The 25,572-nt window shown below is 64.7% G+C and carries 24 protein-coding genes and 1 pseudogene; 15 read left to right on the forward strand and 10 right to left on the reverse strand.

The genetic code is table 11. The features are described 5' to 3' along the window. Positions 1 to 148: 148 nt before the first annotated feature. Positions 149 to 1,183: a transporter gene (locus AABE10_RS13320; RefSeq protein ID WP_342933702.1), complete on the reverse strand. Its 1,035-nt coding sequence runs from the start codon at positions 1,181 to 1,183 to the stop codon at positions 149 to 151. Positions 1,184 to 1,444: 261 nt separating this feature from the next. Continuing rightward, positions 1,445 to 2,188, reverse strand: a complete 744-nt coding sequence (locus AABE10_RS13325; RefSeq protein ID WP_342933703.1) for an SDR family oxidoreductase — start codon at positions 2,186 to 2,188, stop codon at positions 1,445 to 1,447. A gap of 115 nt (positions 2,189 to 2,303) precedes the next feature. On the opposite strand from AABE10_RS13325, the gene AABE10_RS13330 reads away from it, so the two are divergent. After that, positions 2,304 to 3,227 carry a LysR family transcriptional regulator gene (locus tag AABE10_RS13330; protein WP_342933704.1) on the forward strand — a complete coding sequence of 308 codons (924 nt, stop codon included), beginning with the start codon at positions 2,304 to 2,306 and terminating at the stop codon, positions 3,225 to 3,227. A gap of 226 nt (positions 3,228 to 3,453) precedes the next feature. Then, positions 3,454 to 5,028 carry a methyl-accepting chemotaxis protein gene (locus AABE10_RS13335; RefSeq protein ID WP_342933705.1) on the forward strand — a complete coding sequence of 525 codons (1,575 nt, stop codon included), beginning with the start codon at positions 3,454 to 3,456 and terminating at the stop codon, positions 5,026 to 5,028. An 80-nt stretch (positions 5,029 to 5,108) separates the two neighbouring features. Here AABE10_RS13335 and AABE10_RS13340 read toward each other — a convergent pair whose 3' ends face one another. Next, a complete protein-coding gene (locus AABE10_RS13340) occupies positions 5,109 to 5,819 on the reverse strand; it encodes a FadR/GntR family transcriptional regulator (RefSeq protein ID WP_342933706.1) in 711 nt (236 codons plus the stop codon). Positions 5,820 to 5,969: 150 nt separating this feature from the next. Here AABE10_RS13340 and AABE10_RS13345 point away from each other — a divergent pair, with 150 nt between their 5' ends. The 4 genes from AABE10_RS13345 to AABE10_RS13360 all read left to right on the forward strand — a co-directional run bounded on the left by AABE10_RS13345 (position 5,970) and on the right by AABE10_RS13360 (position 10,792). Next, positions 5,970 to 6,770 carry a (Fe-S)-binding protein gene (locus AABE10_RS13345; protein WP_342933707.1) on the forward strand — a complete coding sequence of 267 codons (801 nt, stop codon included), beginning with the start codon at positions 5,970 to 5,972 and terminating at the stop codon, positions 6,768 to 6,770. After that, positions 6,767 to 7,498, forward strand: a complete 732-nt coding sequence (locus tag AABE10_RS13350) for a lactate utilization protein C (RefSeq protein WP_342933708.1) — start codon at positions 6,767 to 6,769, stop codon at positions 7,496 to 7,498. Before AABE10_RS13345 ends, AABE10_RS13350 begins: the two co-directional genes overlap by 4 nt. Continuing rightward, entirely contained in the window at positions 7,495 to 8,940 is a 1,446-nt protein-coding gene (locus AABE10_RS13355; RefSeq protein WP_342933709.1) for a LutB/LldF family L-lactate oxidation iron-sulfur protein, read from the forward strand. Before AABE10_RS13350 ends, AABE10_RS13355 begins: the two co-directional genes overlap by 4 nt. Positions 8,941 to 9,067: 127 nt before the next feature. Continuing rightward, positions 9,068 to 10,792: a lactate permease LctP family transporter gene (locus AABE10_RS13360; protein WP_342933710.1), complete on the forward strand. Its 1,725-nt coding sequence runs from the start codon at positions 9,068 to 9,070 to the stop codon at positions 10,790 to 10,792. Positions 10,793 to 10,842: 50 nt separating this feature from the next. Here the strand turns inward: AABE10_RS13360 and AABE10_RS13365 are convergent, their stop codons facing one another. Both AABE10_RS13365 and AABE10_RS13370 read right to left on the reverse strand, forming a co-directional pair. After that, positions 10,843 to 11,526 (reverse strand): Fe2+-dependent dioxygenase, encoded by a 684-nt coding sequence (locus AABE10_RS13365; RefSeq protein ID WP_342933711.1) that lies wholly within the window; start codon positions 11,524 to 11,526, stop codon positions 10,843 to 10,845. Positions 11,527 to 11,636: 110 nt separating this feature from the next. Further along, positions 11,637 to 13,877, reverse strand: coding sequence for a TonB-dependent siderophore receptor (locus AABE10_RS13370; RefSeq protein WP_342933712.1), 2,241 nt, complete (start codon positions 13,875 to 13,877; stop codon positions 11,637 to 11,639). Here AABE10_RS13370 and AABE10_RS13375 point away from each other — a divergent pair. The 3 genes from AABE10_RS13375 to AABE10_RS13385 all read left to right on the forward strand — a co-directional run bounded on the left by AABE10_RS13375 (position 13,872) and on the right by AABE10_RS13385 (position 17,016). Further along, a complete protein-coding gene (locus AABE10_RS13375; protein ID WP_342933713.1) occupies positions 13,872 to 14,048 on the forward strand; it encodes a hypothetical protein in 177 nt (58 codons plus the stop codon). The genes AABE10_RS13370 and AABE10_RS13375 overlap by 6 nt on opposite strands. Before the next feature lie 532 nt (positions 14,049 to 14,580). Further along, complete coding sequence (locus AABE10_RS13380) at positions 14,581 to 15,975, forward strand: FAD-binding oxidoreductase (RefSeq protein ID WP_342933714.1); 1,395 nt, start codon at positions 14,581 to 14,583, stop codon at positions 15,973 to 15,975. 216 nt (positions 15,976 to 16,191) lie between these two features. Then, the gene (locus AABE10_RS13385) at positions 16,192 to 17,016 is read left to right on the forward strand and encodes a DMT family transporter (RefSeq protein WP_342933715.1); all 825 of its coding nucleotides are present in this window, start codon (positions 16,192 to 16,194) and stop codon (positions 17,014 to 17,016) included. An 81-nt stretch (positions 17,017 to 17,097) separates the two neighbouring features. Here AABE10_RS13385 and AABE10_RS13390 read toward each other — a convergent pair whose 3' ends face one another. Next, complete coding sequence (locus tag AABE10_RS13390) at positions 17,098 to 17,526, reverse strand: TOBE domain-containing protein (protein ID WP_342933716.1); 429 nt, start codon at positions 17,524 to 17,526, stop codon at positions 17,098 to 17,100. 182 nt (positions 17,527 to 17,708) lie between these two features. Between AABE10_RS13390 and AABE10_RS13395 the strand changes: the two genes are divergently transcribed. From AABE10_RS13395 to AABE10_RS13410, 4 genes are all read left to right on the forward strand, one after another. Next, positions 17,709 to 18,095, forward strand: coding sequence for a hypothetical protein (locus tag AABE10_RS13395; RefSeq protein WP_342933717.1), 387 nt, complete (start codon positions 17,709 to 17,711; stop codon positions 18,093 to 18,095). 157 nt (positions 18,096 to 18,252) lie between these two features. Then, positions 18,253 to 18,960: a YceH family protein gene (locus AABE10_RS13400; RefSeq protein WP_342933718.1), complete on the forward strand. Its 708-nt coding sequence runs from the start codon at positions 18,253 to 18,255 to the stop codon at positions 18,958 to 18,960. Between the two features lie 32 nt (positions 18,961 to 18,992). Beyond that, on the forward strand, positions 18,993 to 19,232 hold the full coding sequence (locus AABE10_RS13405) for a hypothetical protein (protein ID WP_342933719.1): 240 nt from the start codon (positions 18,993 to 18,995) through the stop codon (positions 19,230 to 19,232). A 289-nt stretch (positions 19,233 to 19,521) separates the two neighbouring features. Then, positions 19,522 to 20,448 carry a M23 family metallopeptidase gene (locus AABE10_RS13410; protein WP_342933720.1) on the forward strand — a complete coding sequence of 309 codons (927 nt, stop codon included), beginning with the start codon at positions 19,522 to 19,524 and terminating at the stop codon, positions 20,446 to 20,448. Between the two features lie 55 nt (positions 20,449 to 20,503). On the opposite strand, the gene grxC is transcribed toward AABE10_RS13410, so the two are convergent. The 3 genes from grxC to AABE10_RS13425 form a co-directional block, all read right to left on the reverse strand. Beyond that, positions 20,504 to 20,791, reverse strand: a complete 288-nt coding sequence (grxC, locus tag AABE10_RS13415) for a glutaredoxin 3 (protein WP_342933721.1) — start codon at positions 20,789 to 20,791, stop codon at positions 20,504 to 20,506. A 40-nt stretch (positions 20,792 to 20,831) separates the two neighbouring features. Next, positions 20,832 to 21,176 carry a DUF4148 domain-containing protein gene (locus AABE10_RS13420; RefSeq protein WP_342933722.1) on the reverse strand — a complete coding sequence of 115 codons (345 nt, stop codon included), beginning with the start codon at positions 21,174 to 21,176 and terminating at the stop codon, positions 20,832 to 20,834. Between the two features lie 240 nt (positions 21,177 to 21,416). After that, the gene (locus AABE10_RS13425; protein WP_342933723.1) at positions 21,417 to 22,424 is read right to left on the reverse strand and encodes an AraC family transcriptional regulator; all 1,008 of its coding nucleotides are present in this window, start codon (positions 22,422 to 22,424) and stop codon (positions 21,417 to 21,419) included. Positions 22,425 to 22,589: 165 nt separating this feature from the next. Here AABE10_RS13425 and AABE10_RS13430 point away from each other — a divergent pair, with 165 nt between their 5' ends. Next, positions 22,590 to 23,984: a dihydrolipoyl dehydrogenase gene (locus AABE10_RS13430; RefSeq protein ID WP_342933724.1), complete on the forward strand. Its 1,395-nt coding sequence runs from the start codon at positions 22,590 to 22,592 to the stop codon at positions 23,982 to 23,984. A gap of 364 nt (positions 23,985 to 24,348) precedes the next feature. Further along, positions 24,349 to 24,477: pseudogene (locus tag AABE10_RS36420) on the forward strand (MFS transporter); the annotation flags it as partial. Positions 24,478 to 24,520: 43 nt separating this feature from the next. Here the strand turns inward: AABE10_RS36420 and AABE10_RS13435 are convergent. Next, on the reverse strand, positions 24,521 to 25,444 hold the full coding sequence (locus AABE10_RS13435) for a LysR family transcriptional regulator (RefSeq protein WP_342933725.1): 924 nt from the start codon (positions 25,442 to 25,444) through the stop codon (positions 24,521 to 24,523). Between the last annotated feature and the right edge of the window lie 128 nt (positions 25,445 to 25,572).

The following is a 25,572-nucleotide window of genomic DNA, read 5'->3' on the forward strand; positions in this document are numbered from 1 at the left end:
CCTCCTGAAACGGACGTCCGGCGTGCAGTGTCGTTCCTCTCGAACGGCCCATGATTTTACGCCCGGCCTGTGCGATCTCTTAACGAAAGGAATGCGTTTTCGAGTGCGGCGTGGGCCACGCTGCGCGCATTCAGCGCATGCAGCACATTCATCGCGGCACGCGGCGCCGGAATCCCCACCAGCCCGCGAGCAACGTGAAGCTGACGACGAGCAGCACCATCATCCAGAAACCGTGCTTGTTCTCCGCGAGCGGAATGCCGCCGACGTTCATCCCGAACAGCCCCGCGATGATATTGATGGGCAGCGCGAGCACCGTGACGATGGTCAGCGTGAACAGCGTGCGGTTGGTCTGCTCGTTCAGGCGCGCGGCGATTTCTTCCTGCAGCAGCTTGATGCGCTCTGCGAGACCGGAGAGATCGCCGAGCACCAGCGAGAACTCTTCCGTCGAATCGCGCAGGCTCTGGACGTCGGCGGGCAACAGCCACGCGGGCGGGCGCACCAGCAGACGAAAGATCGAGCCGGGCTCCGGCGCGAGCAGCCTTTGCAGACGCACGAGCACGCGTCGCATCGCGCCGAGATCGCGGCGGCTCTCGTACGCGCGCAGCGACAGGAAGTGATCTTCGATGCGGTCAACCTCGACGCTCGTTCTGCGCACGATCTCGACCAGCAGATCGGCCTGGTCGCGCAGCAGATGGATCAGCAGTTCGGCGGCCGTATCGAAGCTCTCGCCGTTGCGCACCGACGCGCGCAACCGGTCGACGGAGCGCAGCTGCTTCAGCCGCGCCGTGACCATGATGCGCTTGTGCGTGTAGACCCAGAGCGTCGAGATGTCGGAAGGCGTCTGCTCGAAGTCGTACATCACGTCGTTGACGACGGCGAGCAGCGCGCCGTACTGATGCTCGATGCGCGTCGAGTGCGAGCCTTCGCGAAACGCTTCGAAGAAGCTTTCGGGCAGATCGAGATGCGTACGCATCCAGCGCTCGCTCGATACATGCGCGAGATTGAAATGAAGCCACAGGAACTCGCCCGGATTCGCGTTCGGTGCCTTCGCGACGTCGTCGAGCCATTCGGCGGCGGAGTCGGCATCGAGAGCAATGCCGGGCTTGTCGGGAGCAAAACGAAAGCCGCAGACGAGGCCGGAGCGGTCGGCCCCATACGTGGCGGGCGCCAGGTTCAGATTCATGTGCGTTTCGAGGGTGGGGTCCACGAAAGCGCCATTCTGACATGAGCTTGCGGCACTCGCGTTACGTGACAGCCGATTGACGGTTGTTTGACGGCCTTTTGACGGCTGCTTGCTTACTGCTTGATTGCTGCTTGACGGCTTTTCTACCGGAGAAGAACGAGCGAATTGCGGATGGCGCGCGCTGCGCGAGCGCGCCGGTGCAACGCCATACATCATGAAACGAGCCGCCCGCGTCGCACGCGGACGGCCCTGCTCAGCCGATCAGGCGTTGAAGCCGCCGTCGATCGTGAGGCTCGCGCCCGTCACGAAGCCCGCTTCCGGGCTCGCGACATAGGCGACCATGCCCGCGACTTCCTCGGGACGCGCATGACGGCCGATCGCCATCAGGCCATGCAGCGAAGCGGCGAACTCGCTGCCTTCCGGATTCATGTCGGTATCGGTCGGACCGGGCTGCACGTTGTTGACGGTGATGCCCTTCGGCCCCAGATCGCGCGCAAGACCTTGCACGAGCCCTTGCAGCGCCGACTTGCTCATCGCGTACGTGGCGCCGCCCGCGAACGGCATGCGCTCGGCGTTGCAGCTGCCGATGTTGATGATCCGTCCGCCCTGCCCCATGTGCGGCAGCACCGCCTTCGACGCGACGAACACGGCGCGCACGTTCACCTGCAAGGTCGCGTCGAAATCTTCCAGCGTGAATGTGTCGAGCGTGCCCAGGCGCAGCACGCCCGCGTTATTGACAAGGATGTCGATCTTGCCGAGCTGGCGCGCCGTCTCGTTGATCGCATTGGTCAGCGAAGCGGGGTCCGCGACATCGGCCTTGACGGCAATCGCGCGGCCGCCCGCGTTCTCGACGCTCGCGACCAGATCGTTCGCGCTCGCGGCCGAGCTGTGATACGTGAAAGCCACCGTCGCGCCCTCGCTGGCGAGCCGGCGTACCACCGCCGCGCCGATCCCGCGCGCGCCGCCTGTGACGAAAGCAACCTTGCCTTGCAGATTCGTGCTCATGCTGTGTGTGCTCCATGTGATATTGAGGTGAGATCAGTATGGCAAGTGGATTCGCGTATCGGTAGGATCGAATGCGGACTAACAGTTTCAACCACAGGTATAAGCCGGCATCGCAATGGAAGCGCTCAATCTCATCGAATCGTTCGTCCAGACGGCCGAAACGGGCAGCTTTTCGGCGGCGGCGCGGCGGCTCGGCCTGACGCCCGCCGCCGTCAGCAAGAACATTGCGCGGCTCGAAGCGCATCTGGGCGTGCGGCTTTTTCATCGCAGCACCCGCAAGCTCACGATGACGCCGGCCGGCGAGCAGCTATGGGCCGACGCGAGCGGGCCGTTCACGAGCCTGCAGGACGCGTTCGAACGGGCCGCGCAGCACGACGGCAAGCCGTCGGGCGTGCTGAAGGTCAGCATGGCCGTCGCGTTCGGGCGCGAGTATCTGGTGCCGCTGCTCGGCGAATTCCTGCAGCGCTATCCCGACATCGTGCCCGACTGGCACTTCGACAATCGCGCCGTCGACCTGATCGCGGGCGGCTTCGATGCGGCGATCGGCGGTGGAATCGAACTGACGCAAGGCGTGATCGCACGCGAACTGGCGCGGCCGTGCGTGATCATCGCGGCGTCGCCGGCGTATATGGCGGGCAGGCCGATGCCCGCGCATCCGTCCGGGCTGGCCGAGCTCGACGGCATCGCACGCCGCTCGAGCACGACGGGCCGCGTGCGCGCATGGACGATGCGCAATCAGATCGGCGAAGAGGCGCTCGCCGAATGCCGCATCCGCATGATCTTCGACGACCCGGAAGCGATGGCGCATGCCGCGGCGCAGGGGCTCGGCATCGCGTTCCTGCCGACGCCGCATGCCGCGCCGTGGCTCGAGAGCGGCAAGCTCGTGCGGCTGCTGCCGGGCTGGCACGCGGAACTGAGCCCGCTCACGCTCTACTACCCGAACCGCAAGCTGCTGCCCGCGAAGACACGCGTGTTCATCGACTTCGTCGTCGGCGCGTTTCGGGAAAGGCGGCTCGCCGCGCGCTTCGACGCCCGCTGAGCCCTCTGAGCCCGTTGAGCCCGCTGAGCCCGCTGAGCCCGTTGAGCCCGCTGAGCCCGCAGACAAAGACAAAGCGCGCGTCCCTATCCGGCATCCCTGCCCGATAGCAGGGTTTCCCACTACAAAAGTGACGGCGACATCGGTCGATATATCAGGCGGAGACATGCGCGTGTCACGTTCCTCAGCGCGCCCATTTTAAGAATCGCCCACTCTGAGAGGCGTCCCGATGCTGAAGCTGAGTTTTACCCAGAAACTGTGGTTGCCGCTCGTCATCAGTCTGATCGCGTTGTTGCTGGTGTCGTTGTCGGCTGCGTGGCTGTCGCGCGAGACGCGCATCGAGGAACGCAAGAACGACCTGGTCAACGTCGCGCATGTCGGCCTGTCGCTGGTCAAGGAGTACGCGGCGCTCGCGCAGAGCGGCAAGCTGAGCGAGGCCGACGCCCGCAAGCAGGCGCTCGACCGTCTGCGGGACGTCCGTTACGGCGAGGATGGCTACTTCCTCGTGATCGATTCGACGCCGCGCATGGTCATGCATCCGATCAAGCCCGCGACCAATGGCAAGGATCTCGCGGGCACCGCCGACGCCGACGGCCGTCACCACTACGTGAGCTTCGCGAAGGTCGCGCAGTCGCCCGAGGGCGGCTTTGTCGACTACGTGTTTCCGCATTCGAAGTCCGCGTCTTCGTCGGGACCGGCCGAAGCGGTCGGCAAGATCGGCTATGTCGTGCGCTTCGCGCCGTGGGACTGGATCATCGCGACGGGCGCCTATGTCGACGATATCGACGCCGCGTTCATGCGCTCGCTGTATTGGATCGGCGCGGTGTTCATCGGCATTGCGCTGCTGCTCGCCGCGCTCGTCGCGCTCACGAACCGCAGCATTCAACGCACGATCGGCGGCGATCCCGGCTATGCGGCCGATGTCGCGAACGCGATTGCCGTCGGCGATCTGACCGTTTCGATCGACACACGCCGCAACGACGAACAGAGCCTGTTGCGCGAAATTCGCCGCATGCGCGATACGCTGACGGACACGATCCGTGCGATCAAGCATGCCGCCGATCATGTCGCGACGGGCGCGCATGAAATCGCGAGCGGCAATGCGGACCTGTCGTCGCGCACCGAGAACCAGGCCGCGTCGTTGCAGGAGACGGCGGCGAGCATGGAGCAGATGACGTCGATGGTCCGTCAGACGGCCGAGAACGCGCGGACCGCGAGCGAACTCGCCGAGCGTGCCGCGCGCATCGCGAACGAAGGCAGCGGGATGGTCGGCGAGGCCGTGTCGACGATGCGCGACATCTCCACCGAATCGCAGAAGATGGTCGAGGTGATCGCGGTAATCGAGAGCATCGCGTTCCAGACGAACATCCTCGCGCTGAACGCAGCCGTCGAAGCCGCGCGCGCGGGCGAACAGGGACGCGGCTTCGCGGTCGTCGCGGGCGAGGTCCGCACGCTCGCGCATGGCAGCGCGGGCGCCGCGAAGGAAGTGCGTCAACTGATCAGCCGCGCCGTCGACAAGGTCGGCAATGGCGCGGGCCTCGTCGAGCGCACGGGCGTGACGTTCGAGCAGGCGCGCGACGCGATCGCAAGCGTGACGAGCGTGATGCAGGAGATCGCCGCGGCGGCGGCCGAGCAGAGCGCGGGCATCGATCAGGTCAATCACGCCGTCACGCAGATGGACAGCCTCACGCAGGAAAACGCTGCGCTCGTCGAACAGGCGGCGGCCGCCGCGCATTCGCTGACCGAGCAGGCCGGGCGACTGAAGACTTCCGTCGACGCGTTCCAGGTTGCCGAAGCCGCCTGACACGCAAAGGCACGCCCGACGCGTGACGGATGCAGCGCCGCGCGAATCTGGTTGGACCAGTTTTCGATGCCGGCTTCGACTCAATCCTCCCGATCGCGGATGCTGCGCACGTAGTCGATATGCGTGTGCATCGCCGTGCGCGCTTCTTCCGGGCGCCGCGTGCAGATCGCGTCGCAGACCGCGCGATGCTGGACCAGCAGTTGCCCGGATGCCTCCCGGCCGCGCAAGCGCACGTCGTTGCCGCTGATCGTGATGTGCTCGCGCAGCATCCCCAGCACGCTCGTATGCAGATGCAGGAACATCGTGTTGTGCGACGCGAGCGCGATCGCGTCGTGCAGTTGCGCATCGGCGGCGGCTTCGCGCTCCTGGTCGTCGCACGCATGCGAGCGCTCCAGTTCGCGCATCAGCGAACGGATGCGCTTGATGTCGGCGGAACTCGCGCGCATCGCCGCAAAATAGGCGGTCGCGCCTTCCAGCACGCGGCGGAATTCCAGAATGTCGTCGCGCAGCACGGGATGATCGGCGACCAGCTGACCCCACGGCGACGCAATGCCCGTGCGCAACTGATCCGTTGCGAACACGCCCGCGCCGCGCCGGCTTTGCAGCAAACCGCGCGCCGCGAGCCGCTGGATCGCCTCGCGCACCGTGTTGCGCGACACGTCGTAGCGCTCGGCGAGCGCTCGCTCGGCGGGCAGGCGCGAACCCGGCGGCCATGTGCCGTCGAGCAGCGCCGTTTCCATCTTGCGCATCACGCCCTCCACTCTGCCCCTGTTCCTCGTCCCCGTCGCCATGCGGCTTCTCCTGCGTGAATCGCGTCCAGTGGTCCAACCAATTTGAATTGTCGCGCAGATTTCGGAATCATGCGCCAACGATGCAAGCGATCCGCGAAGCCGCATGCAAATGCAGGCAACGCAAAAAGCGGACGCATTCTGGAGCGAGATATGAAGGAAAGGCAATATCCGGCGGCCCCGCGCGACGTCTATCTGTTCGCGACCTGCCTCGTCGATCTGTTCGTGCCCGAAGCCGGACTCGACGCCGTCAGGCTGCTCGAACGCGAAGGGCTCGTGGTGCACTTTCCTCAGGAGCAAAGCTGCTGCGGCCAGCCCGCGTATAGCAGCGGCAATCCCGAACAGGCACGCGATGTCGCGCGCGCCCAGCTCGATCTTTTCTCGAAGCCGTGGCCTGTCATCGTGCCGTCCGGTTCGTGCGCAGGCATGATGCGCCATCACTGGCCGAAGCTTTTCGCCGACGAACCTGCGCTGGCGGAGAAAGCCCGCGAGCTTGGCGAGCGCGTGTACGAGCTGAGCGAATTCCTTCTGCGCGTGATGCAAATCGAACTCCCCTCCACCACCGATGCGCCCGCTGAACGCGTCGTGCTGCACACGTCGTGCGCGGCGCGACGTGAAATGGGCACGCGCGTGCATGGCGTCGAACTCGTCGATGCGTTGCCGGGCGTCACGCGCATCGAGCACGAACGCGAATCGGAATGCTGCGGTTTTGGCGGCACGTTCTCATTGAAGCATCCCGACATCTCAGGCGCGATGGTGCGCGACAAGGTGGCCTCCGCATGCGCAACGGGCTGCGAGCGAATCGTTTCCGCCGACTGCGGTTGCCTGCTGAACATCGGACACGCGGCACGCCATCAAGGCGCGCCCATCGAAGTCGAACATCTCGCGAGCTTTCTGTGGCGGCGCACGCAAGGCCGCACGGCTCGCAACGAGGGCAACGGAGACAACGCATGAATGCGCGCGAACGCATGCTCGGACGGTTACGCGCGGCCGCGCCCACCGACGTTTCCAGCGACGAACTGAAGCGTCTCGACGCGCGCATCGATCTGCATTACGACAGCCGACGCGCCGCGCGTCGGGCCGACGAGCTATCGACGCATGCGCTCGTCGAATCGATGCAGACCGCGCTCGCCGCCTCGCATGCCGAGGTGTTTCGCGCGACGGCGCGCACGTGGCCCGCGTTGATCGCGCAACGGCTCGCCGATGCGAACGTGAAGCGCGTGCTGCTCGATACGTCGCGTGCGGAAGGCGCGGCGTTGCAACGCGCGCTGCCGCTTTCCGTCGCGACACACACGTACGACCGGCCAATCGAAAGCTGGAAAGCCGAACTCTTCGAAACGATCGACGCCGGCTTCACGGTCGCGCGCTCGGGCATCGCATCGACGGGCACGCTGATCGTCGCGCCCGACGCGGGCTCGCCGCGCACGATGTCGCTCGTGCCGCCGCTGCATATCGCACTCGTCTACGCCGATTCGCTGCATGCGGACCTGCACTCGGCGATGCGAGCCGAGCAATGGCAAGCCGGCATGCCGACGAATCTCGTACTGATCTCCGGGCCGTCGAAGACGTCCGATATCCAGCAGACGCTCGCTTACGGCGCGCATGGCCCGCGCGAACTGTGGGTCGTGATCGTCGAACGCGACGCCGATCACGTCAATAACACGCACAGAGACGCCGCATGAACGCCACCCCGATGCACTTCGTGCCGACGCAGGACTTCAAGGCGCGCGCGCGTGCCGCGCTCGACGATTCGAAACTGCGCAGCAGCTTTCGCGGCGCAATGGACTTTCTGCAGACGAAGCGCCGCTCGCAGTTTCCCGACGACGACGAGTTGCAGCATCTGCGCGATCTCGGCGAATCGGTGCGACGTCATGCGCTGTCGCGCCTGCCCGATCTGCTCGCGCAACTCGAAGAAAAGCTGACGGCGCGCGGCGTGCACGTGCACTGGGCTGAAACGGCCGCCGACGCCACGTCGATCATTCACGGCATCGCGCAAGCCCATGACGCGAAGCGCGTGATCAAGGGCAAGTCGATGGCGAGCGAGGAAATCGAGCTCAACCATTACCTCGAAGCACGCGGTATCGACTGCATCGAATCGGATATGGGCGAGTACATCGTGCAGCTCGCGCACGAAAAGCCGTCGCATATCGTGATGCCCGCGATTCACAAAACAAAGGCCGACATTGCGGAGCTATTCGAAGCGCACATTCCCGACACGCGCTATACGGAAGATGTCGACGAGCTGATCCAGACGGGCCGCCGCGCATTGCGGCGAGCGTTCGTCGATGCGGATATCGGCCTGTCGGGCGTCAACTTCGCCGCCGCCGATACGGGCACGCTGTGGCTCGTCGAAAACGAGGGCAACGGACGCCTGTCCACGACCGTGCCCGACGTGCACATCGCAATCATGGGCATGGAAAAAGTGGTCGAGAAGCTGTCGCACATCGTGCCGCTGTCGAGCCTCTTGACGCGTTCCGCAACGGGCCAGGCGATCACCACATACTTCAATCTGATCACGGGCCCGCGACGCGAAGGCGAACGCGACGGTCCGCGCGAAATGCACGTCGTGCTGCTCGACAACGGCCGCACGCAGGCCTACGCGGACGAGCAGTTGCGCGCGACGCTGCAATGCATCCGCTGCGGCGCGTGCATGAATCATTGCCCCGTCTATACGCGTATCGGCGGGCATGCGTATGGCACGACGTATCCGGGCCCGATCGGCAAGATCATTTCGCCGCATTTGCTCGGCCTCGACGAAACAGCCGATCTGCCGACGGCATCGAGCCTGTGCGGCGCATGCGGCGAAGTGTGCCCCGTGCGCATTCCGATTCCCGAACTGCTCGTGCGTCTGCGCACGGAAGCGAACCGCAATCCGAACGAAGTGGTCGCGCATCCATTGCGTGGACAGGGCGCGAAGTTCAGCCGCGAGGAACAGTTCGTGTGGCGCTTCTGGAGCGGCGCATTCGCGCATCCGCGCGCTTACCGGGTGCTGCGCTGGGCCGCGACGCGCCTGCGCGCGTTCGCGCCGAAGAACCAGATGGGCTGGACCCAGCACCGCGAGCCGCTGAAGCCCGCGGCGCGCAGCCTGCACGACCTGATGCGCGAACGCCGGCAGCCCGAATAGCCCGCGCACATCGCAGATTCGCCAACCCACACCGACGCGCACGCATCGCCCATGAGTGGCGATGCGTCCGCACGCGGCTGCACGCCGCCGACAACGATTCATTGACGCATATTCGGAGGAGACCGACATGCACCCGTGGTATCAGACCTATCTGCCGCTCGGCAGTCTATGGCTCTCCGCGCTCGCGGCCAGCATCCCGATCATCTTTTTCTTCGTCGCGCTCGCGGGACTGCGCCTGAAGGGGCACGTCGCGGCGGCGGGCACGCTGCTGCTTTCGCTGGCGGTGGCCGTGTTCGCGTATGGCATGCCCGTGCAACAGGCGCTCGCCGCGGCGGGCTTCGGCTTCGCATACGGCTTGTGGCCGATCGCGTGGATCATCGTGACGGCCGTGTTCCTCTACAAGCTCGTCGTGAAGACGGGGCAATTCGACATCATCCGCGCGTCGGTGCTCGCGCTGACGGATGACCAGCGCCTGCAACTGCTGCTGATCGGCTTTTCGTTCGGCGCGTTCCTCGAAGGCGCGGCCGGCTTCGGCGCGCCCGTCGCGATCACGGCGGCGCTGCTCGTCGGTCTCGGCTTCGATCCGCTGAAGGCGGCGGGCCTCTGCCTGATCGCGAACACGGCGCCCGTCGCGTTCGGCGCAATGGGGATCCCCATCATCGTCGCGGGCCAGGTGACGGGCATCGATCCGTTCCTGATCGGCGCGATGGCGGGCCGCCAGTTGCCGCTGCTCTCGCTTGCCGTGCCCTTCTGGCTCGTGTTCATGATGGACGGCAAGCGCGGCATCAAGGAGACGTGGCCGGCCGCGCTCGTCGCGGGCGGCAGCTTCGCGATCACGCAGTACTTCACGTCGAATCACATCGGGCCGGAACTGCCGGACATCACGTCGGCGCTCGTGAGCCTCGTCGCGCTCGCGTCGTTCCTGAAGGTGTGGCAGCCGCGCCGCGCGCACGATACGGCACGCGGCGGAGTCAGCAGCACGGTCGGCGGCGGCGCAGCGGCGCTGTCCGGCTTCGGCGGTGGATTCGGTGGATCGAATGGCGCAACGGGCGTGAGCCGCCAGGCGTCGCCCTATACGCTTGCGCAGACCGTCCGCGCCTGGGCGCCGTTCGGCATTCTGACGGCCGTCGTGACGGTGTGGAGCCTGCAACCGTTCAAGGCGCTGTTCGCCGCGAAGGGCGCGCTCGCCGGCACGATCCTCAAGTTCAGGATCCCCGGTCTCGACCAGCTCGTGATGAAGACGGCGCCTATCGTCGCGACGCCGAAGGCCTATGAGGCCGTGCTGAAGATCGATCTGCTCTCGGCTGTCGGGACGGCGATTCTCGTCACGGCGCTGATTTCGATGGTGCTGTTGCGCGTGAAGCCGCGCGATGCGCTCGCGACGTTCGGCGAGACGGTGAAGGAATTGCGCCGACCCATTCTGTCGATCGGTCTCGTGCTGTCGTTCGCGTTCGTCGCCAACTACTCGGGCATGTCGTCGACGCTCGCGCTGCTGCTGGCCGGCACGGGCGCCGCGTTTCCGTTCTTCTCGCCTGTGCTCGGCTGGCTCGGTGTGTTTCTGACGGGCTCGGACACGTCGTCGAATGCGCTCTTCTGCTCGCTTCAGCACACGACCGCGCATCAGATCGGCGTGTCGGACACGTTGCTCGTGGCCGCGAACACGTCGGGTGGCGTGACGGGCAAGATGATCTCGCCGCAGTCGATTGCCGTTGCGTGCGCGGCGACGGGCCTCGTCGGACGCGAGTCGGAGCTCTTCCGCTTCACCGTGAAGCACAGTCTGCTGTTCGCACTCGTCGTCGGCCTGATTACGCTGTTGCAGGCTTATGTGCTGACGGGCATGGTGCCGGGCTGATTCTTTACAGCTCGTTGTTGACATGAACGCCCGCTGTCATGCGGGCGTTTTTACGTCTCGCTCCACATACGCAGCAGGTTGTGATAACAGCCCACTAACGTGCGACGCGCGGCCTCGTCGCCATTCGATGCGTTGAGCCGCTGGATCGCGCCGTCGAGGTCGAACAGCATCGCGCGTTGCGCGTCGTCGCGCACGAGGCTCTGCACCCAGAAGAAACTCGACACGCGCGCGCCGCGAGCCACGGGGCGCACCTGATGCAGGCTCGTGCCCGGATAGACGATTGCATGTCCGGCCGGTAGCTTCACTTCGTGCACGCCGAACGTATCTTCGATCAGCAGTTCGCCGCCATCGTATTCGTCGGGCGGCGTGAGAAACAGCGTGATCGAGATGTCAGTGCGCATGCGCGCGCCGCTGCCCGGCACGAGGCGTATCGCGCCGTCGACGTGATTGCCGAAATGCATCCCGCCTTCATAACGGTTGAAGAGCGGCGGATACACCTTGTTCGGCAGCGCGGCGCTGATAAAGAGCGGATGACGCTCCAGCGATGCGATGATCCGGTCGCCCAATTCCAGTGCGATCGGCGAGCCTTCGGCAATCTGCTGGTTGCGCTTGACGGGCGCGCCCTGATAGCCGGCTGTCGCGCGGCCGTCGACCCATGCGTCGCTGGCTTCGAGTTGCGCGCGCATGCCGGCGACTTCGGCGGGACTCAGTACGTCCGGTATCGAGACAATCATCGTTCAACTTTCCTGCACAACCGTGCGTCAGCGCGCTTTCTGCGTGAAGGGCTTCGTGCAGGAAAGCGCGCGGTTTTTCGTGGACCCGGTAAGCCTTTCGCTTCAGGCGATCAGAAGAAGCGATAGTTTAACGTCGCGAGGAACGTGCGGCCGAGACCCGGCACTGCGCGTCCGCCGTCCGACGGAATCAGCGCATCGTAGTAGTTCTTGTCCGTGAAATTCAGCACGTTGAACTGGATGTCGTAACGCTTCGCGTGATACGCGGCCATTGCATCCCAGCGCGTGTAGCCGCCAACCTGCACGAGGTTGTTGTTCGCCGCGTAGCGCGACGACACGTAGGTCGGGCCGCCGCCGACTTCCCAGTGCGGCGTGAACGCGTACGTGGTCCACAGCGTCAGCATGTTGCGCGGCGTATTCGCGGGCACCTTGCCTTGCGTGCCGTCGAACGCCTTCAGGATCTCGCCGTTCATGTACGTGTAGCCGCCGAACACCTGCCACTTGTTCGTGATGTGGCCGGCCAGCCCCAATTGATAGCCGCGCACGCGGATATCGCCGTCGAGCGTATACGTGCCGTCCGCGTTCAGCGTGCGCGCATTCGTCTTCTCGATGTTGAAGAGCGATTGCGTCACCGACAGGCCGCCGCCGAGCAGATCCCACTTCGAGCCGACTTCATACGATTTGTTGTGCTCGGGCGGCAGGTTCTGCTGACCGTTGGTCAGCGTCAGCGCTTCGAGCGACGGATCGAACGACGTGCCATACGACACGTAGTACGACTGCCAGTCGCTCGGCTGCCAGATGATGCCGCCGCGCACGCTCGTGAAGTAGTTGGTCTGCGTCGCATAGCCCGGCACATTGATCGAATTGTGGATCGACGCCTCGTAGCGGTCCCAGCGCACGCCGCCCACCACCTTCCAGTGCTGGCCGATCGACACCGTGTCGTTCGCATAGATGCCCACGCCGTTCGCGCTCGATTCAGCGAGATTGGTGGCCACTTCCTTCACGTTCGACGGACGCGTCGTGTACGGCGGATCGATGAGCGGCACGACGCCGATCGTGTTCGACGGCAGTCCCGGCGATGTCGCGGTGAAGCTCTGATTGCTGTACGTTTCGTGGCTCAGATCGACGCCCGTGACCACCTCGTGCTTGAGCGGACCCGTGTCGAACTTCGCCTGCAAGTCAGTCGAGTTGTAGATCGAATGATCGTTGATGTTGCGGTCCTTGCCCTGCAACTTGACGAACAGCCGCGATGGATCGAGCGTCGTGAAGTTGCCGTTGGTGAGCGCCGTCGACGTGGCGAGCGGGCCCGGCAGCACCGATGCTGCATTGGTCGCGCGCGCTTCCGTACTGTAGTGGCTGAACTGCGTCTGGTTGCGCAGGACGAGGCCGTCGTCGAAGCGGTGCTGGATGCGCGCGCTGAACGTCTGCACGTCCTGAATCGTGCGGTCGTCGGTATAGCCGTAGAACGTACCGCGATTCACGGGCGCGGGATGGCCGTTCAGCGGCGGAATGCCGTAGTCGGGCTGATCGCGGTTGTGCTGGATCAGCGCGGACAGCGTGATCTCCGTCGGCGTGCCGATGCCGAACTTCACCTCGGGCGCGACGCCGTAGTCCTTGTTCTTCATCACGTCACGCGACGAGCCGAGGCTCTGGCCGAATGCGTTGATGCGGAACGCGGAGGTGTCGGTGATCGGCGTGTCGAGGTCGACCGTCGTGCGATAGCGGTCGTGCGTGCCCGCCTGCACGGAGACGTCGGCGCGCTTTTTCAGTTCCGGCTCCTTGCTCACCTGGTTGATCACGCCGCCCGTCGAGCCGCGCCCGAAGTACAGCGACGACGGACCATATAGCACGTCAATCGATTCGAGATTGAAGGTATCGCGATAGTACTGGCCCCGATCGCGGAAGCCATCCAGATAGATGTCGGTACGCGCCGAGAAGCCGCGCAGGTTGATGTTGTTGCCGATCTGCCCGCCTTCCGCCGCGCCGATCGTGATGCCGGGCACGTTGCGCAGCGCGTCGCTGAACGAGCTCACCGCCTGCGATTGCAGCACGGCCTTCGGCACCACGGTCACCGCCTGCGGAATGTCGCGCAGCGCGGTCGGCACTTTGGCGCCCACACTCGATGTTTCCGGCTGGAAGTCGCGGGAGTTGTCGGCCTGGCCCGTCACCTTGACGGCGGGCAGCGTGGCGTTGTCTGAAGGCTGGCTGGCGGAGGGCTGGCTGGCGGGAGGCGTCGACGAGTCGGCCTGGGCAATGCTGGCTGCCGGTGCAGCGGCAGGCGTCGTCGTTTGAGCGTAGAGCGGCGTCGCAAAGACGGCCATGACGGCCGCTGCGAATGGCGTAGTTCGATGCATCTCGATTCCCTGTCGTTGTCGCTGATTTTTCTTGCTGCGACGGGCAAGCGGCACCCGTCCGGTTCGCGCGACTGGCGCGCGAATCGCCCCGCCAAGCCGGATTTTCGCCGGGCTGGTCATTTCCTAAATGCGAATCGATATCATTACATGAACAGTAACAATTCGCAATAAGCTGCTGGAGACATTTGTGGTCATTGCGCGTCGCTCGCGCTTTTTTTCATCGCGCGATGGTCCCTTCGGCTCTCGCTAAAAGATGTGCATGCGTGGCTGCTTCAACGGCGCTATGGGAATACCGACTCGCACTCGCTCCCGTTTAGCGATGCGATAAGGGACGAAGCGACCGAACGCTTCATGTCATGCGTAAGAGCCACTTTGCTCGCGTGAATCATCACGACATGCGAAGCGCGATGCGTTGACATCCCGGCGATGCATTCGCGCTGGCGCCACGGTCACGCGATGCAACGCGTTTTCCCGGAGCACTCCATCCGTGTGTCGTTCAGAAAATGCCTTGTTTTGCAGTGCTTTTTCGATCGACAGCCCGCCTGGACCGCGTTTTGAAAGCGACGAAGCCGCATGCGGGTATACGTTAATTTGTACACGCCGAGCCTCCCCGTTTTACTGAATGAAAGCCAGGTCGTCCGAACTACTTTGATCAGACATGATCGAGGGGTCGGACGTCGTTCATTTGTACCGGAGGTGTAGCATGGCGAATCTGTCCAGCAGTGCAATCGATGAATTCAAAGCTCTCACGCGAGGCCAGGTGGTCTTGCCCGGCGATCCATCGTTCGATGAAGCGCGCAGCATCTGGAATGGAATGATCGACCGTCGCCCCGCGATCATCGTGCGCTGCGCGGGCACAGCCGACGTGCGTCGCGCCGTCAATTTCGCCCGCGACAACGGCCTGCTGCTGGCCGTGCGCGGCGGCGGCCACAATATCGCGGGCAGTGCCGTGTGCGAAGACGGCATGCTGATCGACCTGTCGCCGATGAAGTCCGCGCGGATCGATCCCGTCGCGCGCCGCGCCTATGTCGAGCCTGGCTGCACGTTGCGCGACTTCGATCATGAAGCGCAGGCCCTCGGTCTCGCCACGCCGCTCGGCATCAATTCGACGACAGGTGTCGCGGGCCTCACGCTCGGCGGCGGTTTCGGCTGGCTGAGCCGGCGCTTCGGGATGTCGGTGGACAACCTGATTTCCGCCGACGTCGTCACCGCCAATGGCGAACTGCTGCGCTGTAGCGCCGACTCTCACGAGGACCTGTTTTGGGCGATTCGCGGCGGCGGCGGCAACTTCGGCGTCGTCACGATGTTCGAGTTCCAGCTGCACGCTGTCGGCCCGGAAGTGTACGGCGGCCTCGTGGTGCTGCCGATGGATCAGGCGCGCGATGCGCTCGTCAAATATCGCGCCGCCTTCGAGACGTGGCCCGACGAGCTGACCGTCTGGGCCGTCGCGCGCTTCGCGCCGCCGCTGCCCTTCCTCAGCGCCGACGTGCACGGCAAGCCGATCATCGCGTTCGCGATCTGCTACACGGGGCCGGCAGCGAATGGTCCGGGCGTGGTCGACGAGGTGCGCAAGTTCGGCACGCCCTATGGCGAGCATCTCGGGCCGATGCCGTATACCGCATGGCAACAGGCCTTCGATCCGCTGCTCACGCCCGGCGCGCGCAACTACTGGAAGTCGCACAATCTCGCGACGCTGGATGATGGCCTGATCGACGCATTCGTCGATGCGATCGGCAATCTGCCGTCGCCGCAGTGCGAGATTTTCTTCGGCGCAATCGGCGGACAGACGATGCGCGTCGCGCCCGATGCGACCGCTTACTCGAATCGCGACGCGAAGTACGTGATGAACGTGCACGGCCGCTGGACGGAAGCCGCCGACGACGAGCGCTGCATCGCGTGGGCGCGCGCGTTCTTCGATGCGTCCGCACCGTTCGCGCTCGGCAGCGTCTACGTGAACTTCATGACGGAAGAAGAAACGGCGCGCATCGGCTCGGCATATGGCCCGAACTACGAGCGTCTCGTCGCCGTGAAAGACCGCTATGATCCGCAGAACCTGTTCCGTCACAACCAGAACATCAAGCCGTCCGCGATGGCCTGATTGCGATGCAGCAGCGCGCCTCGTCGTCATGACATGGCGCGCATGAACTTCACGATTGCCGGACAGCGAACGCTTTTTCGTTGCTGTCCGGCGCTTTCCCCTTTGTGCCTTCGCTATCGCCTTGCGCTGCACTGCGTGATGCGCGCCTGCGCGACTCGACGTTAAAGTATCGTGCGCACTTCCGACGCAACCCTTTCCTCGCCGCTTTCCAAACGCATGCGCATCGCTTTGCTGACGATCGTCGCGATGTTCGCATTCGCGGGCAACTCGCTGCTGTGCCGTGTCGCGCTCAAGGGCACATCCGTCGATCCCGCGACGTTCACGACCGTGCGCGTCGTGTCCGCGGCCGTCACGCTATGGATCATCCTGCGCGCGCGTCGGATTTCGCTGCCGGTCGGCGGCAACTGGATTTCTGCCTTCGCGCTCATCGCATACGCGGTGGCGTTTTCGTTCGCATATGTATCGCTCGCAGCGGGCACTGGCGCGCTGCTGCTGTTCGGCGCCGTGCAGGCGACGATGATCGGCTGCGCTCTCGCGCGTGGCGAGCATCTGCATGCGCGTCAATGGATGGGCGTCGCATGCGCGCTTGCGGGCCTCGTCGGTCTGGTGCTGCCTGGCCTCAGCGCGCCGGCTCCCGTCGCGTCGCTGCTGATGCTGTGCGCGGGCGTCGCGTGGGGCGTCTATTCGCTGCGCGGCAAAGGCGCCGCCGACCCGATCGCCACGACGGCGGGCAATTTCATCCGCGCTGTTCCGTTCGCGATTGCCGTCAGCGGCAGCACGTTCGCTCGCATGTCGATCGACGCAACGGGGCTGTTTTTCGCGGCGCTATCCGGCGCGTTGACATCGGGTGTCGGCTATGTGATCTGGTACGCGGCGCTGAAGGAACTCAGGGCCGCCACGGCCGCGACCGTGCAATTGAGCGTGCCGCTGATCGCCGCGATCGGCGGCATCACGCTGCTCGGCGAACCGCTGACCGCGCGTCTCGCGCTAAGCTCGATCGCCATTCTGGGCGGCATCGCGCTCGTCGTGGCGCGCCGCTGACGACCACGCGCTTCCGTCATTATGTCGTCGCAAGACAAACGCGGCGCATCGAGACACAGGGCCGCCCTTTCCCCAAACCGCTTACTGATCGACGCCGACGATCACGCTCGACGCCTTGAAGATCGCCGCAGCCGCCTTGCCGCTCGCGAGGCCGAGCCGCTCGACGCTGTCGTTGGTGACAATGGCCGCGATCTGCGCGCCGCCCGTGGCCGCAATGATGACCTCGCTATTGACGGCGCCCTTCATCACCGACGCGACCGTGCCCGCAACGCAATTGCGCGCCGACACCTTGCTGCTGTCCGCGTCGACCATCACGATCACCGACGACGCCTTCACGAGCGCGAACGCCGCCTTGCCCGCCGAGAGTCCCAGCGATGCCGCGCTGCCGTGCGTGATCACCGCGACGATATCGAGTCCCTCCTGCGTGCGCAGCGTGATTTCGTCGTTGACGGCCCCTGTCTTGACAGCTGTTACCTGACCTGCAAAGTGGTTGCGGGCGCTCGTACGCATGGCGATGGCTCCTTTGGATTGCTGTCGTTCGGCGTTGCAACGGCGGCAACGGCGATCAGTGGAAGCTCGCAGTGTACCGCGCGCGAATGACGGCCTGCTATCCACGTGCTGCATCGGACATGGCACCCGGGTTGCTGCAACGGAAGAGGAAAACTCGGGATGAACCTTCGAAAGGAGCCGTCATGAAAACGATCGATCTGTCGCAGCGCATCGAGGAAATCGAACTGGCCCTCGCCGCTACCTTCGAGTCGCCGAAATCGCCGACTGTCAGCGCGTATCAGGAGGGTGCGACCACGTTTCTCACGCTGTCGTGGGTCGTCGAAACGGGCCGCGATACGACGCTCGACGCGCGCTGCGTCGCGAGGCTGGAGATCAGCGATCATCAGATCAACCACTATGCCGCGCTCGATACCGCGAAACGGCGCATCGTGCAAGGCCGTCTGAAAGACCTGGTGCGCCAGCGCGTCGATGCAATGCGGACGCAAGGCGAATCGGCGGAAAACTGCTCGCTGCAATTCGACATCGACGACGCCGTATTCGACGTGCCCGAAGAGCCTTACAACATCTAGCGTCGGCAGCGGCAGCAAACGCGATCATCGGCGCACATCGCGCGCGCACGACTTTCCGTCCTTTTACGGGGACAATAGACTATGCTAACGCGCGAGCCGCGACGCTCGCGCGATCGCGCCAACGCGCGCCGCCGCATACAACCCGAGTCTATTGCCGATGAACGCCACCACCGACGATTCCCCGCGCCCCGCCATGCGCGCGCTCACGCCGCTCGAAGCGCGCGTGCTGGGCGTGCTGTTCGAGAAGCAGCACACTGTGCCCGATACCTATCCACTGTCGCTCAATTCGCTCGCGTCGGGCTGCAACCAGAAGACTTCGCGCTCGCCCGTGATGAACGTCAGCGAAAGCGAGATCATGGACGCGATCAACAGCCTGAAGCGCCTGTCGCTCGTGCTCGAAGGCAGCAGCAGCCGCGTGCCGCGCTACGAGCACAACATGGAGCGCGTGCTCGGCTTGCCGCGCCAGTCGGCCGCGCTGTTGACCGCTTTGCTGCTGCGCGGTCCGCAGACGGCCGCCGAACTGCGGCTCGCGACGTCGCGCCTGCATGGCTTTGCCGATACGTCGTCGGTCGAAGCGTTTCTCGAAGAACTCGCGGCCAACGATCCGCCGCGCGTCGTCAAGCTCGCGCGCACACCGGGCGAGCGCGAAAGCCGCTGGATGCATCTGCTGTGCGGCGAGCCGTCGCCCGAGCTGACGCGCGGCGCGGCTCTGTCCGACGATGCGCTGCCGCCCGGCGAACTCGAATCGCTGCGCGCGCAGCAACGGCAGCTGAGCGAACGCGTCGAGCGGCTCGAAGCGCTCGTCGAGCGTCTCGCGGGTGAGCTGGGCGTATCGCTCGACGATCCCACGGACAGCCCGTCATGAAGCCGTATAACGACGCATAGAAGGGCGGACGCATGTTTGTCGTGTACTGGCTCGAAGAAGGCAATGCGTCGACGGCAACCGCTCGCTTCGAGCGGTTCGGCGACGAAGAGATGACTCAGGCGCTCGCGTTCACCGAGGCCTTGCGCAAGAAACAGGCGGCGGGCGACGATGTGAGCTTCGTCACGTTGTGCAGCGAGAACCCGCGCTCGGTCGGCAAGGCGGGCGCAGCGGACCCGCCTGCCGGTTACGCATGGAAAAAGCGCCGCCCGTAATAGCCGTTGCACGCGAGCGCGTTCGCGCGTGACGCCTCGATGGCCGAAAGGTCACACCTTGAGCAACCGATCGGCGCCCGCCGATCACGATTCAATCCATCTTCCCGCGCACACTTCGCAACACAAACGCGCCGGCAAAAAGCGCGAATGCGAAGCTCTGTAAAACATTCAGGATTCCGGAAGCAAGCGTCAACTTTCACTGTCTGAGCGGCGTTCTACGCCTTTGGGCTGCGAATCGCCCAGGTGCGCTTACATGCGCCGCATGGCCGAACGACAAGAGGAAGACGACATGACACACACGCAATCGAACCGCGGCGCGCATCTGCTGCTGGGCGCAGGCCTCGCACTGCTATTGGCGAACGCCGGTTGCACGTCGCTGCCCTGGCAGATGGCTCCCGAGGACCGGTCGTACAGCGCGCCGATGCAAGCGGCGACGTCGGCAAGCCAGCCGGCGCCGCGCGTAACGGCCAGCACGGCGAGGCCGTTCGCGCCCGTGAAGGAAGGCTATTACCGCGTGAAGCCCGGCGATACGCTCTATCGCATCGCGACGACTCACGGTCAACGCGCCGACGACATCGCCAAATGGAACGGCCTGCAGGATATGAACCACATCGAACCGGGCGGCGTGTTGCGCGTCGCGCCGCCCGATGCAGCCGAAGACAGCAAGCCCTTCGCGACGACGCCCGCGCAAGCCGCGTCCAAAGCGTCCGCGAAACGCGAAGCCGCCGCCGACAGGAACGACAGCGACAGGAGCGACAGGAGCGACAGGAGCGACAAGAGCGACAAGAATGACAAGAATGACAAAGACAGGGGCGACAACGACAAAAGCGACAAGACCCGCTTCGGCTGGCCCGCGCGCGGCATGCTCAACGCGGTGTACGGACAGGCGAGATCGAAGGGCATGGTGATCGCCGCCAAAGCCGGCGATCCGGTGAAAGCAGCCGCCGCTGGCCGTGTCGTGTTCGCGGGAGACGGCGGCAAGCCGTATGGGAAGCTGATCGTCATCAAGCACGACGACACGCTCGTAACGGCCTATGGACACAACCGCAAACTGCTCGTGAAGGAAGGCACGACCGTCAAGCGCGGCGAAACGATCGCCGAAATGGCGGAGAGCGAAACGCAAGCAGGCTCGGGAGCCGGCTCACTGCGCTTCGAAGTCCGCAAGGACGGCAAGCCCGTCGATCCCGCGCCCTATCTTCCGCGCGTCGGTTCGTGACGGACGCGCGCTGCAAAGAAAAAACCGCGAACGGCCTGCACCGTTCGCGGCTTTATCATCGTGCCACGCGTTTTGCCTGGCGCACCGCGTTCGCGTCGAGCAGCGGATCGAGACGCCCCGCCGTCTCCAGCGCATTGAGATCGTCGAAGCCGCCGACATGCGTGTCGCCGATAAAAATCTGCGGCACCGTGCGGCGTCCCGTGCGCTCGATCAGCGCAAGCGCCGTCGCGCGATCGTTCTGCACGTCGATTTCGCTGTACGACAGGCCCTTGTTCGCAAGCAGTGCCTTGGCCGCGAGGCAGTACGGGCAAGTCGGCGTCGTGTAGATCGTGATAGCAGACATGGTTCATTCACTCCTTCTGTGTGTGCCGAAAGCGCTGGGGTTACTGACCGCGATAGACGTCGTCGTATGCGGACGGCGGCGCCGAAAGCGAACGCACACGCGTCGCGCGGAAGCCCGAAGCAAAACTGCCGTTCGTCGACGGACCATACGAAGCCGCGATCAACGCATGCGAGCGATGGAACGCATGCAGCGCCGCGCCCGGATAGCTGGCGGGTTCGGGATAGCGGGTATCGCTTTGCGGAAGCTGGCCGGAATGCCCGGCGGCGACGAGTTCGGCGCGGACTTGCGCGCGCGTCGCGGGCGATTGCGATTGGGCGTGGCTTGCGAGCGGCAAAGCGAGCGCAGCCGCGATGAAGAGCGCCTGATAAACGCGATTCACATCCATGATGAGCACCTTCGAGAAGAGTCGCCGTCGGCGACGGGATGGCTCGACTGTAGGTGCGCGACGCCGCGCCGTTAATATCGGCGCGTCTCATGAAGATGCTCATTCGGATCACCGGTCGCCGACGCAACGGCGAACAGGCGCGATAAGCGCTCGCCGCATGTGCGCCCAGGCCTTTTGCAGCAACGGTTGCTGCCCGATGCACGCAGCCGCCGGGCGCAGCTGACCGCTGTCTGAAACTCTCTATTTCGCTGCGTTGGCGGAAGCGGCCTGCATGTGTCCACCCGATGACCGCCAGCGCGCAGGCGTCACGCCGATCTGCTTCTTGAACACGCGCTGGAACGCCGCTTCCGACTGATAGCCGACCATCTCGCCGATATCGCCGACGGGCGTCGTCGATTCGAGCAGCGAGCGGCCCGCGATCGTCATGCGGACTTCGGTGAGCACATCAGTGGCCGAGCGACCGATCGCTTCCTGGAACTGCCGCACGAAGGTTGCGCGCGACATGTTGCAGAGCGCCGCGAACTGGTCGAGCGTCCACGCCTTGCCGGGCGATTCGAACATCGCCGACACGGCCGGCTGCAGGCGCGGACGCCCCGCCAGCGCCAGCAGACCGAGCGGCGGTTGTGCCGATTCGCTGGCGAATCGCAACGTCAATGCAAAAAGCGCTGCCGACAGATGATTGACGAGCGTCTCGCTGCCGGGGCACTCGTCCATCGCCTCTTCGCGCATCAGCTCGATCAGCCGCGCGAGCCGCGAACCCGCGACGCTTTTCGCCGAATCCTCCCCGCCGCCGTTCGGCTGCGCGCAGCCATTTGCATTTGCGTTCGAATGCGCGCCGCTGCGCACCACGAGCCGCGACGGCAGATGATCGCGCAGCAGCCTGTCCGGCACGGCGCCGAGCAGAAAACGGCCGCACAGGATGTCGGCGGTTTCGCCCGCGCCACCGTTCTCGGCGACTGTCAGCGTGATGTTGCGCCGCTCCGTCGCCGGGACGGGTTGTGCGCCGCTGCCGTCGTGGATGCGATGCGCGCCGCCCGTTGGAAACACGACGATGTCGCCCGCGACCAGTTGCTCGTGCGGCCCGCTGCCGTCTTCGAGCACCGCATGCCCCGACAGCAGCACGTGATACGGAATCTCGCGCACGCCCGCCGGGCCTTCTTCGATCGCCCACGGCGCGCCGAAATGACAGCGGACATCCACGCGCCCGCTCACCGGCATCAGCGACAAAAAGCGGCTTAGCAGATCCATTTGAGCCGAATAAGCATGTTTTTGAATCGTTCGAGGATTAGCACGCCGGACGCCAAACCGTACAGTGGCGACAGTGCAATGCAAACCGATTCTACTGGACGGCGGCGAGGCGCGCGGCAGCAACCCGTTTCATTCCGCCGCCCGCCCGTCAGAGCGAGGAACATCATGAAGACGCTTCATATCGATGTGGCAGTGATTGGCGCCGGCAGCGCCGGCTTGCCCGCGTTTCGCGCCGCGAAGGCCGCGGGCGCGAGTGTCGTGCTGATCGAAGGCGGTGCTTACGGAACGACGTGTGCACGCGTCGGCTGTATGCCGTCGAAGCTGCTGATCGCTGCCGCCGAAGCCGCGCATGCCGCGCGACGCACCGCGCCGTTCGGCGTGCATGTGGACGGCGCCGTGCGCATCGACGGACGTGAAGTGATGGCGCGCGTCAAAGGCGAGCGCGATCGCTTCGTGGGCTTCGTCGTCGAGTCGACGGAGAGCATTCCAGCCGAAGAGCGGCTGATCGGCTATGCGCAGTTCATCGACGACAACGTGCTGCAGGTCGGCGACCATACCCGCGTGCATGCGAAGCGCGTCGTGATCGCGACGGGTTCGTCGCCGTTCGTGCCGCCGATGTATCAGGCGCTCGGCGAGCGCGCGATCGTCAACGACGACGTGTTCGCGTGGGACGATCTGCCGCGCAAGGTGGCCGTGATCGGCGCGGGCGTGATCGGACTCGAGCTGGGGCAGGCGCTCGCGTGGCTCGGCGTCGACGTGACGATGCTCGGCGCGCGCGGCCGTGTCGGTCCGCTGAGCGATCCCGCCATCAAGGGCTATGCGCAACAGGTGTTCAGCGAGTCGTTCCGCTTCGAGCCGCATGCGCAAGTAGAGGCAGCGACGCGCGAAGGCGACAGCGTGCGTCTGCGCTATCGCGACAGCGCGGGCGCGTTGCGCGAGGACACGTTCGATTACGTGCTGGTCACGGCGGGCCGCCGGCCGAACGTCGACCGGCTCGGGCTGCTCAACACGACGCTCGAACTCGATACGCGCGGCGTGCCTGTGTTCGATCCCGTGACGCTGCAAGCGGGCACGCATCCCGTGTTCATCGCCGGCGACGCGAACAACGTGCTGCCGCTGCTGCACGAAGCCGCCGACGAAGGCCGCGCGGCCGGCGAAAACGCTGCGCGCTATCCCGACGTGAAGCCGCTCGTGCGCCGCGCGCCTATTTCAGCGGTGTTCACGGAACCGGGCATTGCGATGGTCGGCGCGCGTCATGCGGACCTCGCCGCCGATTCGTTCGTGACGGGCGAAGTGAGCTTCGAAGACCAGGGCCGCAGCCGCGTGATGCTGCGCAATCGCGGACTGATGCACGTGTATGTGGACAAGGCCTCGCGCCGTTTCGTCGGCGCCGAGTGGATCGGGCCGGATGCCGAGCACATCGCGCATTTGCTGTCGTGGGCGCTGCAGATGAACCTCACGGTCGATGCGATGCTCGCGATGCCGTTCTATCACCCGGTCGTCGAAGAAGGACTGCGGACCGCGTTGCGCGATGCAGCGGCGCAACTGCCGAATGCCTGACGAAAGGAGCTTCAGTGAATACTGCTGTTGATTGGTGAGCCAACTGCAGTTGCTCCAACCGCGAACACGCATAAAGAGCTGCCCCGCAATCTTTCGACAAGAACGTTCCGCGAGTCCGGGGCGGCCTCTTATAGTCGCGTTGCCCGTGCTTCGATTCACTCCCCCTTCAAGATACGCACGGCGCCCGCTTTCGCGGGCGTCGTCGCTTTGATGTTTCCCCCTCCGTCAAAACGTCACCCGGCTCATGACACATGGGCTTCGCCGACATGTCACAACATGCGATATTGGTGCCGGAAGCGATTGCCCGCACACCTGTTGGCCTTTCCCCTTTCCTCTACTGACGTTTATTGGTTGCTCGATGGCAACCGATACGCGGGGTAACACGACCGACGGCACCGTGAGCCCGCATCTCCAGGTCTCGCTGATCATCTTCGTGTTGCTGGCTTTTGTGCTCGGCGCCGTGTTCGCGTTCGGGATGACGTCGACGTTCAAACGAAGTCAGGCGCACGCCTGTCACAGGTTGAGCGCGAGCGTCGTCACGCGCCCTCTTCATGCGGCGGCAGGTACTCCATGTGCTCTTCTTCGTATAGCCGATAGATTAGTTCGAGCATCTCCGTGAGATCTTCCGATTCGTCGAGTTGCCGCATGCTCATGATGATCGGCGACACGAGATTCGAATCGTCCAGTTCCTTGTAGCTCACGTCGTCGCGCTTGAGTCCGTACACGCTTGTCGGCACGACGGAGATCCCCTCGCCCGCCGCGACGAGTCCCAGCGCGATCTGTAGTTCGCGCGTCTCGTAGATGCGCTTCGGCTCCAGGCCGCGATCGTGAAACGCGGCGAGCACCTGGTCCGCGTAACTGGGGCGCGGCGCTTTCGGAAAGATGATCAGCGTTTCGTTGACGAGATCGTGCAGCGACAACACCGGCTTCAACTCCGACAACGGATGCCCTACAGGCAGTCCGACGATCATCCGCTCCTCGCGCAACACGATGCGCTTGATGCTCGGGTCTTCATGACGGATTCGACCGAAGCCCACGTCGATCACGCCTTCCTTGAGCGCTTTGATCTGATCCATCGTCGACATTTCGACGAGCGTCAGTTCGACGGCGGGATGTTCGTTGCGAAAGCGGCGAATGATCTTCGGCAGCATGCCATACAGCGTCGACCCGACGAAGCCGACCGACAGGCTGCGCTCGATCTTGCCGACGCGCCGCGTCATCGATTCGAGCTCCGCTGTTTGCGCGAGCAATTGCACCGCGTGCGAATAGAAGAAGCGCCCTGTGTCCGTCAGTTCGACGGGCCGTGAATTGCGCACGAAAAGCTGCACGCCGAGCAGTTCTTCGAGCTGCTGCATCTGGCGGCTTAACGGCGGCTGTGCGATGTGCAGCCGCTGCGCGGCGCGCGTGAAGTTGCGCTCCTCGGCCACGGCGACGAAATAACGCAAATGGCGCAACTCCATGACGATACCCCTCGGATATTGAACTGATACTAAATCAGTGTTGGACGCGCCGTATGTGCGCCAACTACTCTTCACACAACCGCAGCGCCCTCACAAATTATACCTTTCGGGTAGCAACCGAATGGGCG

The sequence above is a fragment of the Paraburkholderia diazotrophica genome (genome assembly GCF_038900755.1).
In the GTDB taxonomy this organism is placed as follows: Bacteria; Pseudomonadota; Gammaproteobacteria; order Burkholderiales; family Burkholderiaceae; genus Paraburkholderia; species Paraburkholderia diazotrophica_A.

Bases quoted from the DNA above. Each gene is read 5' to 3' on its own strand.
- AABE10_RS13320 (WP_342933702.1), bottom strand. From the start codon at position 1,183: ATGAATCTGAACCTGGCGCCCGCCACGTATGGGGCCGACCGCTCCGGC.
- AABE10_RS13325 (WP_342933703.1), bottom strand. From the start codon at position 2,188: ATGAGCACGAATCTGCAAGGCAAGGTTGCTTTCGTCACAGGCGGCGCG.
- AABE10_RS13330 (WP_342933704.1), top strand. From the start codon at position 2,304: ATGGAAGCGCTCAATCTCATCGAATCGTTCGTCCAGACGGCCGAAACG.
- AABE10_RS13335 (WP_342933705.1), top strand. From the start codon at position 3,454: ATGCTGAAGCTGAGTTTTACCCAGAAACTGTGGTTGCCGCTCGTCATC.
- AABE10_RS13340 (WP_342933706.1), bottom strand. From the start codon at position 5,819: ATGGCGACGGGGACGAGGAACAGGGGCAGAGTGGAGGGCGTGATGCGC.
- AABE10_RS13345 (WP_342933707.1), top strand. From the start codon at position 5,970: ATGAAGGAAAGGCAATATCCGGCGGCCCCGCGCGACGTCTATCTGTTC.
- AABE10_RS13350 (WP_342933708.1), top strand. From the start codon at position 6,767: ATGAATGCGCGCGAACGCATGCTCGGACGGTTACGCGCGGCCGCGCCC.
- AABE10_RS13355 (WP_342933709.1), top strand. From the start codon at position 7,495: ATGAACGCCACCCCGATGCACTTCGTGCCGACGCAGGACTTCAAGGCG.
- AABE10_RS13360 (WP_342933710.1), top strand. From the start codon at position 9,068: ATGCACCCGTGGTATCAGACCTATCTGCCGCTCGGCAGTCTATGGCTC.
- AABE10_RS13365 (WP_342933711.1), bottom strand. From the start codon at position 11,526: ATGATTGTCTCGATACCGGACGTACTGAGTCCCGCCGAAGTCGCCGGC.
- AABE10_RS13375 (WP_342933713.1), top strand. From the start codon at position 13,872: ATGCATCTCGATTCCCTGTCGTTGTCGCTGATTTTTCTTGCTGCGACG.
- AABE10_RS13370 (WP_342933712.1), bottom strand. From the start codon at position 13,877: ATGCATCGAACTACGCCATTCGCAGCGGCCGTCATGGCCGTCTTTGCG.
- AABE10_RS13380 (WP_342933714.1), top strand. From the start codon at position 14,581: ATGGCGAATCTGTCCAGCAGTGCAATCGATGAATTCAAAGCTCTCACG.
- AABE10_RS13385 (WP_342933715.1), top strand. From the start codon at position 16,192: ATGCGCATCGCTTTGCTGACGATCGTCGCGATGTTCGCATTCGCGGGC.
- AABE10_RS13390 (WP_342933716.1), bottom strand. From the start codon at position 17,526: ATGCGTACGAGCGCCCGCAACCACTTTGCAGGTCAGGTAACAGCTGTC.
- AABE10_RS13395 (WP_342933717.1), top strand. From the start codon at position 17,709: ATGAAAACGATCGATCTGTCGCAGCGCATCGAGGAAATCGAACTGGCC.
- AABE10_RS13400 (WP_342933718.1), top strand. From the start codon at position 18,253: ATGAACGCCACCACCGACGATTCCCCGCGCCCCGCCATGCGCGCGCTC.
- AABE10_RS13405 (WP_342933719.1), top strand. From the start codon at position 18,993: ATGTTTGTCGTGTACTGGCTCGAAGAAGGCAATGCGTCGACGGCAACC.
- AABE10_RS13410 (WP_342933720.1), top strand. From the start codon at position 19,522: ATGACACACACGCAATCGAACCGCGGCGCGCATCTGCTGCTGGGCGCA.
- grxC (WP_342933721.1), bottom strand. From the start codon at position 20,791: ATGTCTGCTATCACGATCTACACGACGCCGACTTGCCCGTACTGCCTC.
- AABE10_RS13420 (WP_342933722.1), bottom strand. From the start codon at position 21,176: ATGGATGTGAATCGCGTTTATCAGGCGCTCTTCATCGCGGCTGCGCTC.
- AABE10_RS13425 (WP_342933723.1), bottom strand. From the start codon at position 22,424: ATGGATCTGCTAAGCCGCTTTTTGTCGCTGATGCCGGTGAGCGGGCGC.
- AABE10_RS13430 (WP_342933724.1), top strand. From the start codon at position 22,590: ATGAAGACGCTTCATATCGATGTGGCAGTGATTGGCGCCGGCAGCGCC.
- AABE10_RS13435 (WP_342933725.1), bottom strand. From the start codon at position 25,444: ATGGAGTTGCGCCATTTGCGTTATTTCGTCGCCGTGGCCGAGGAGCGC.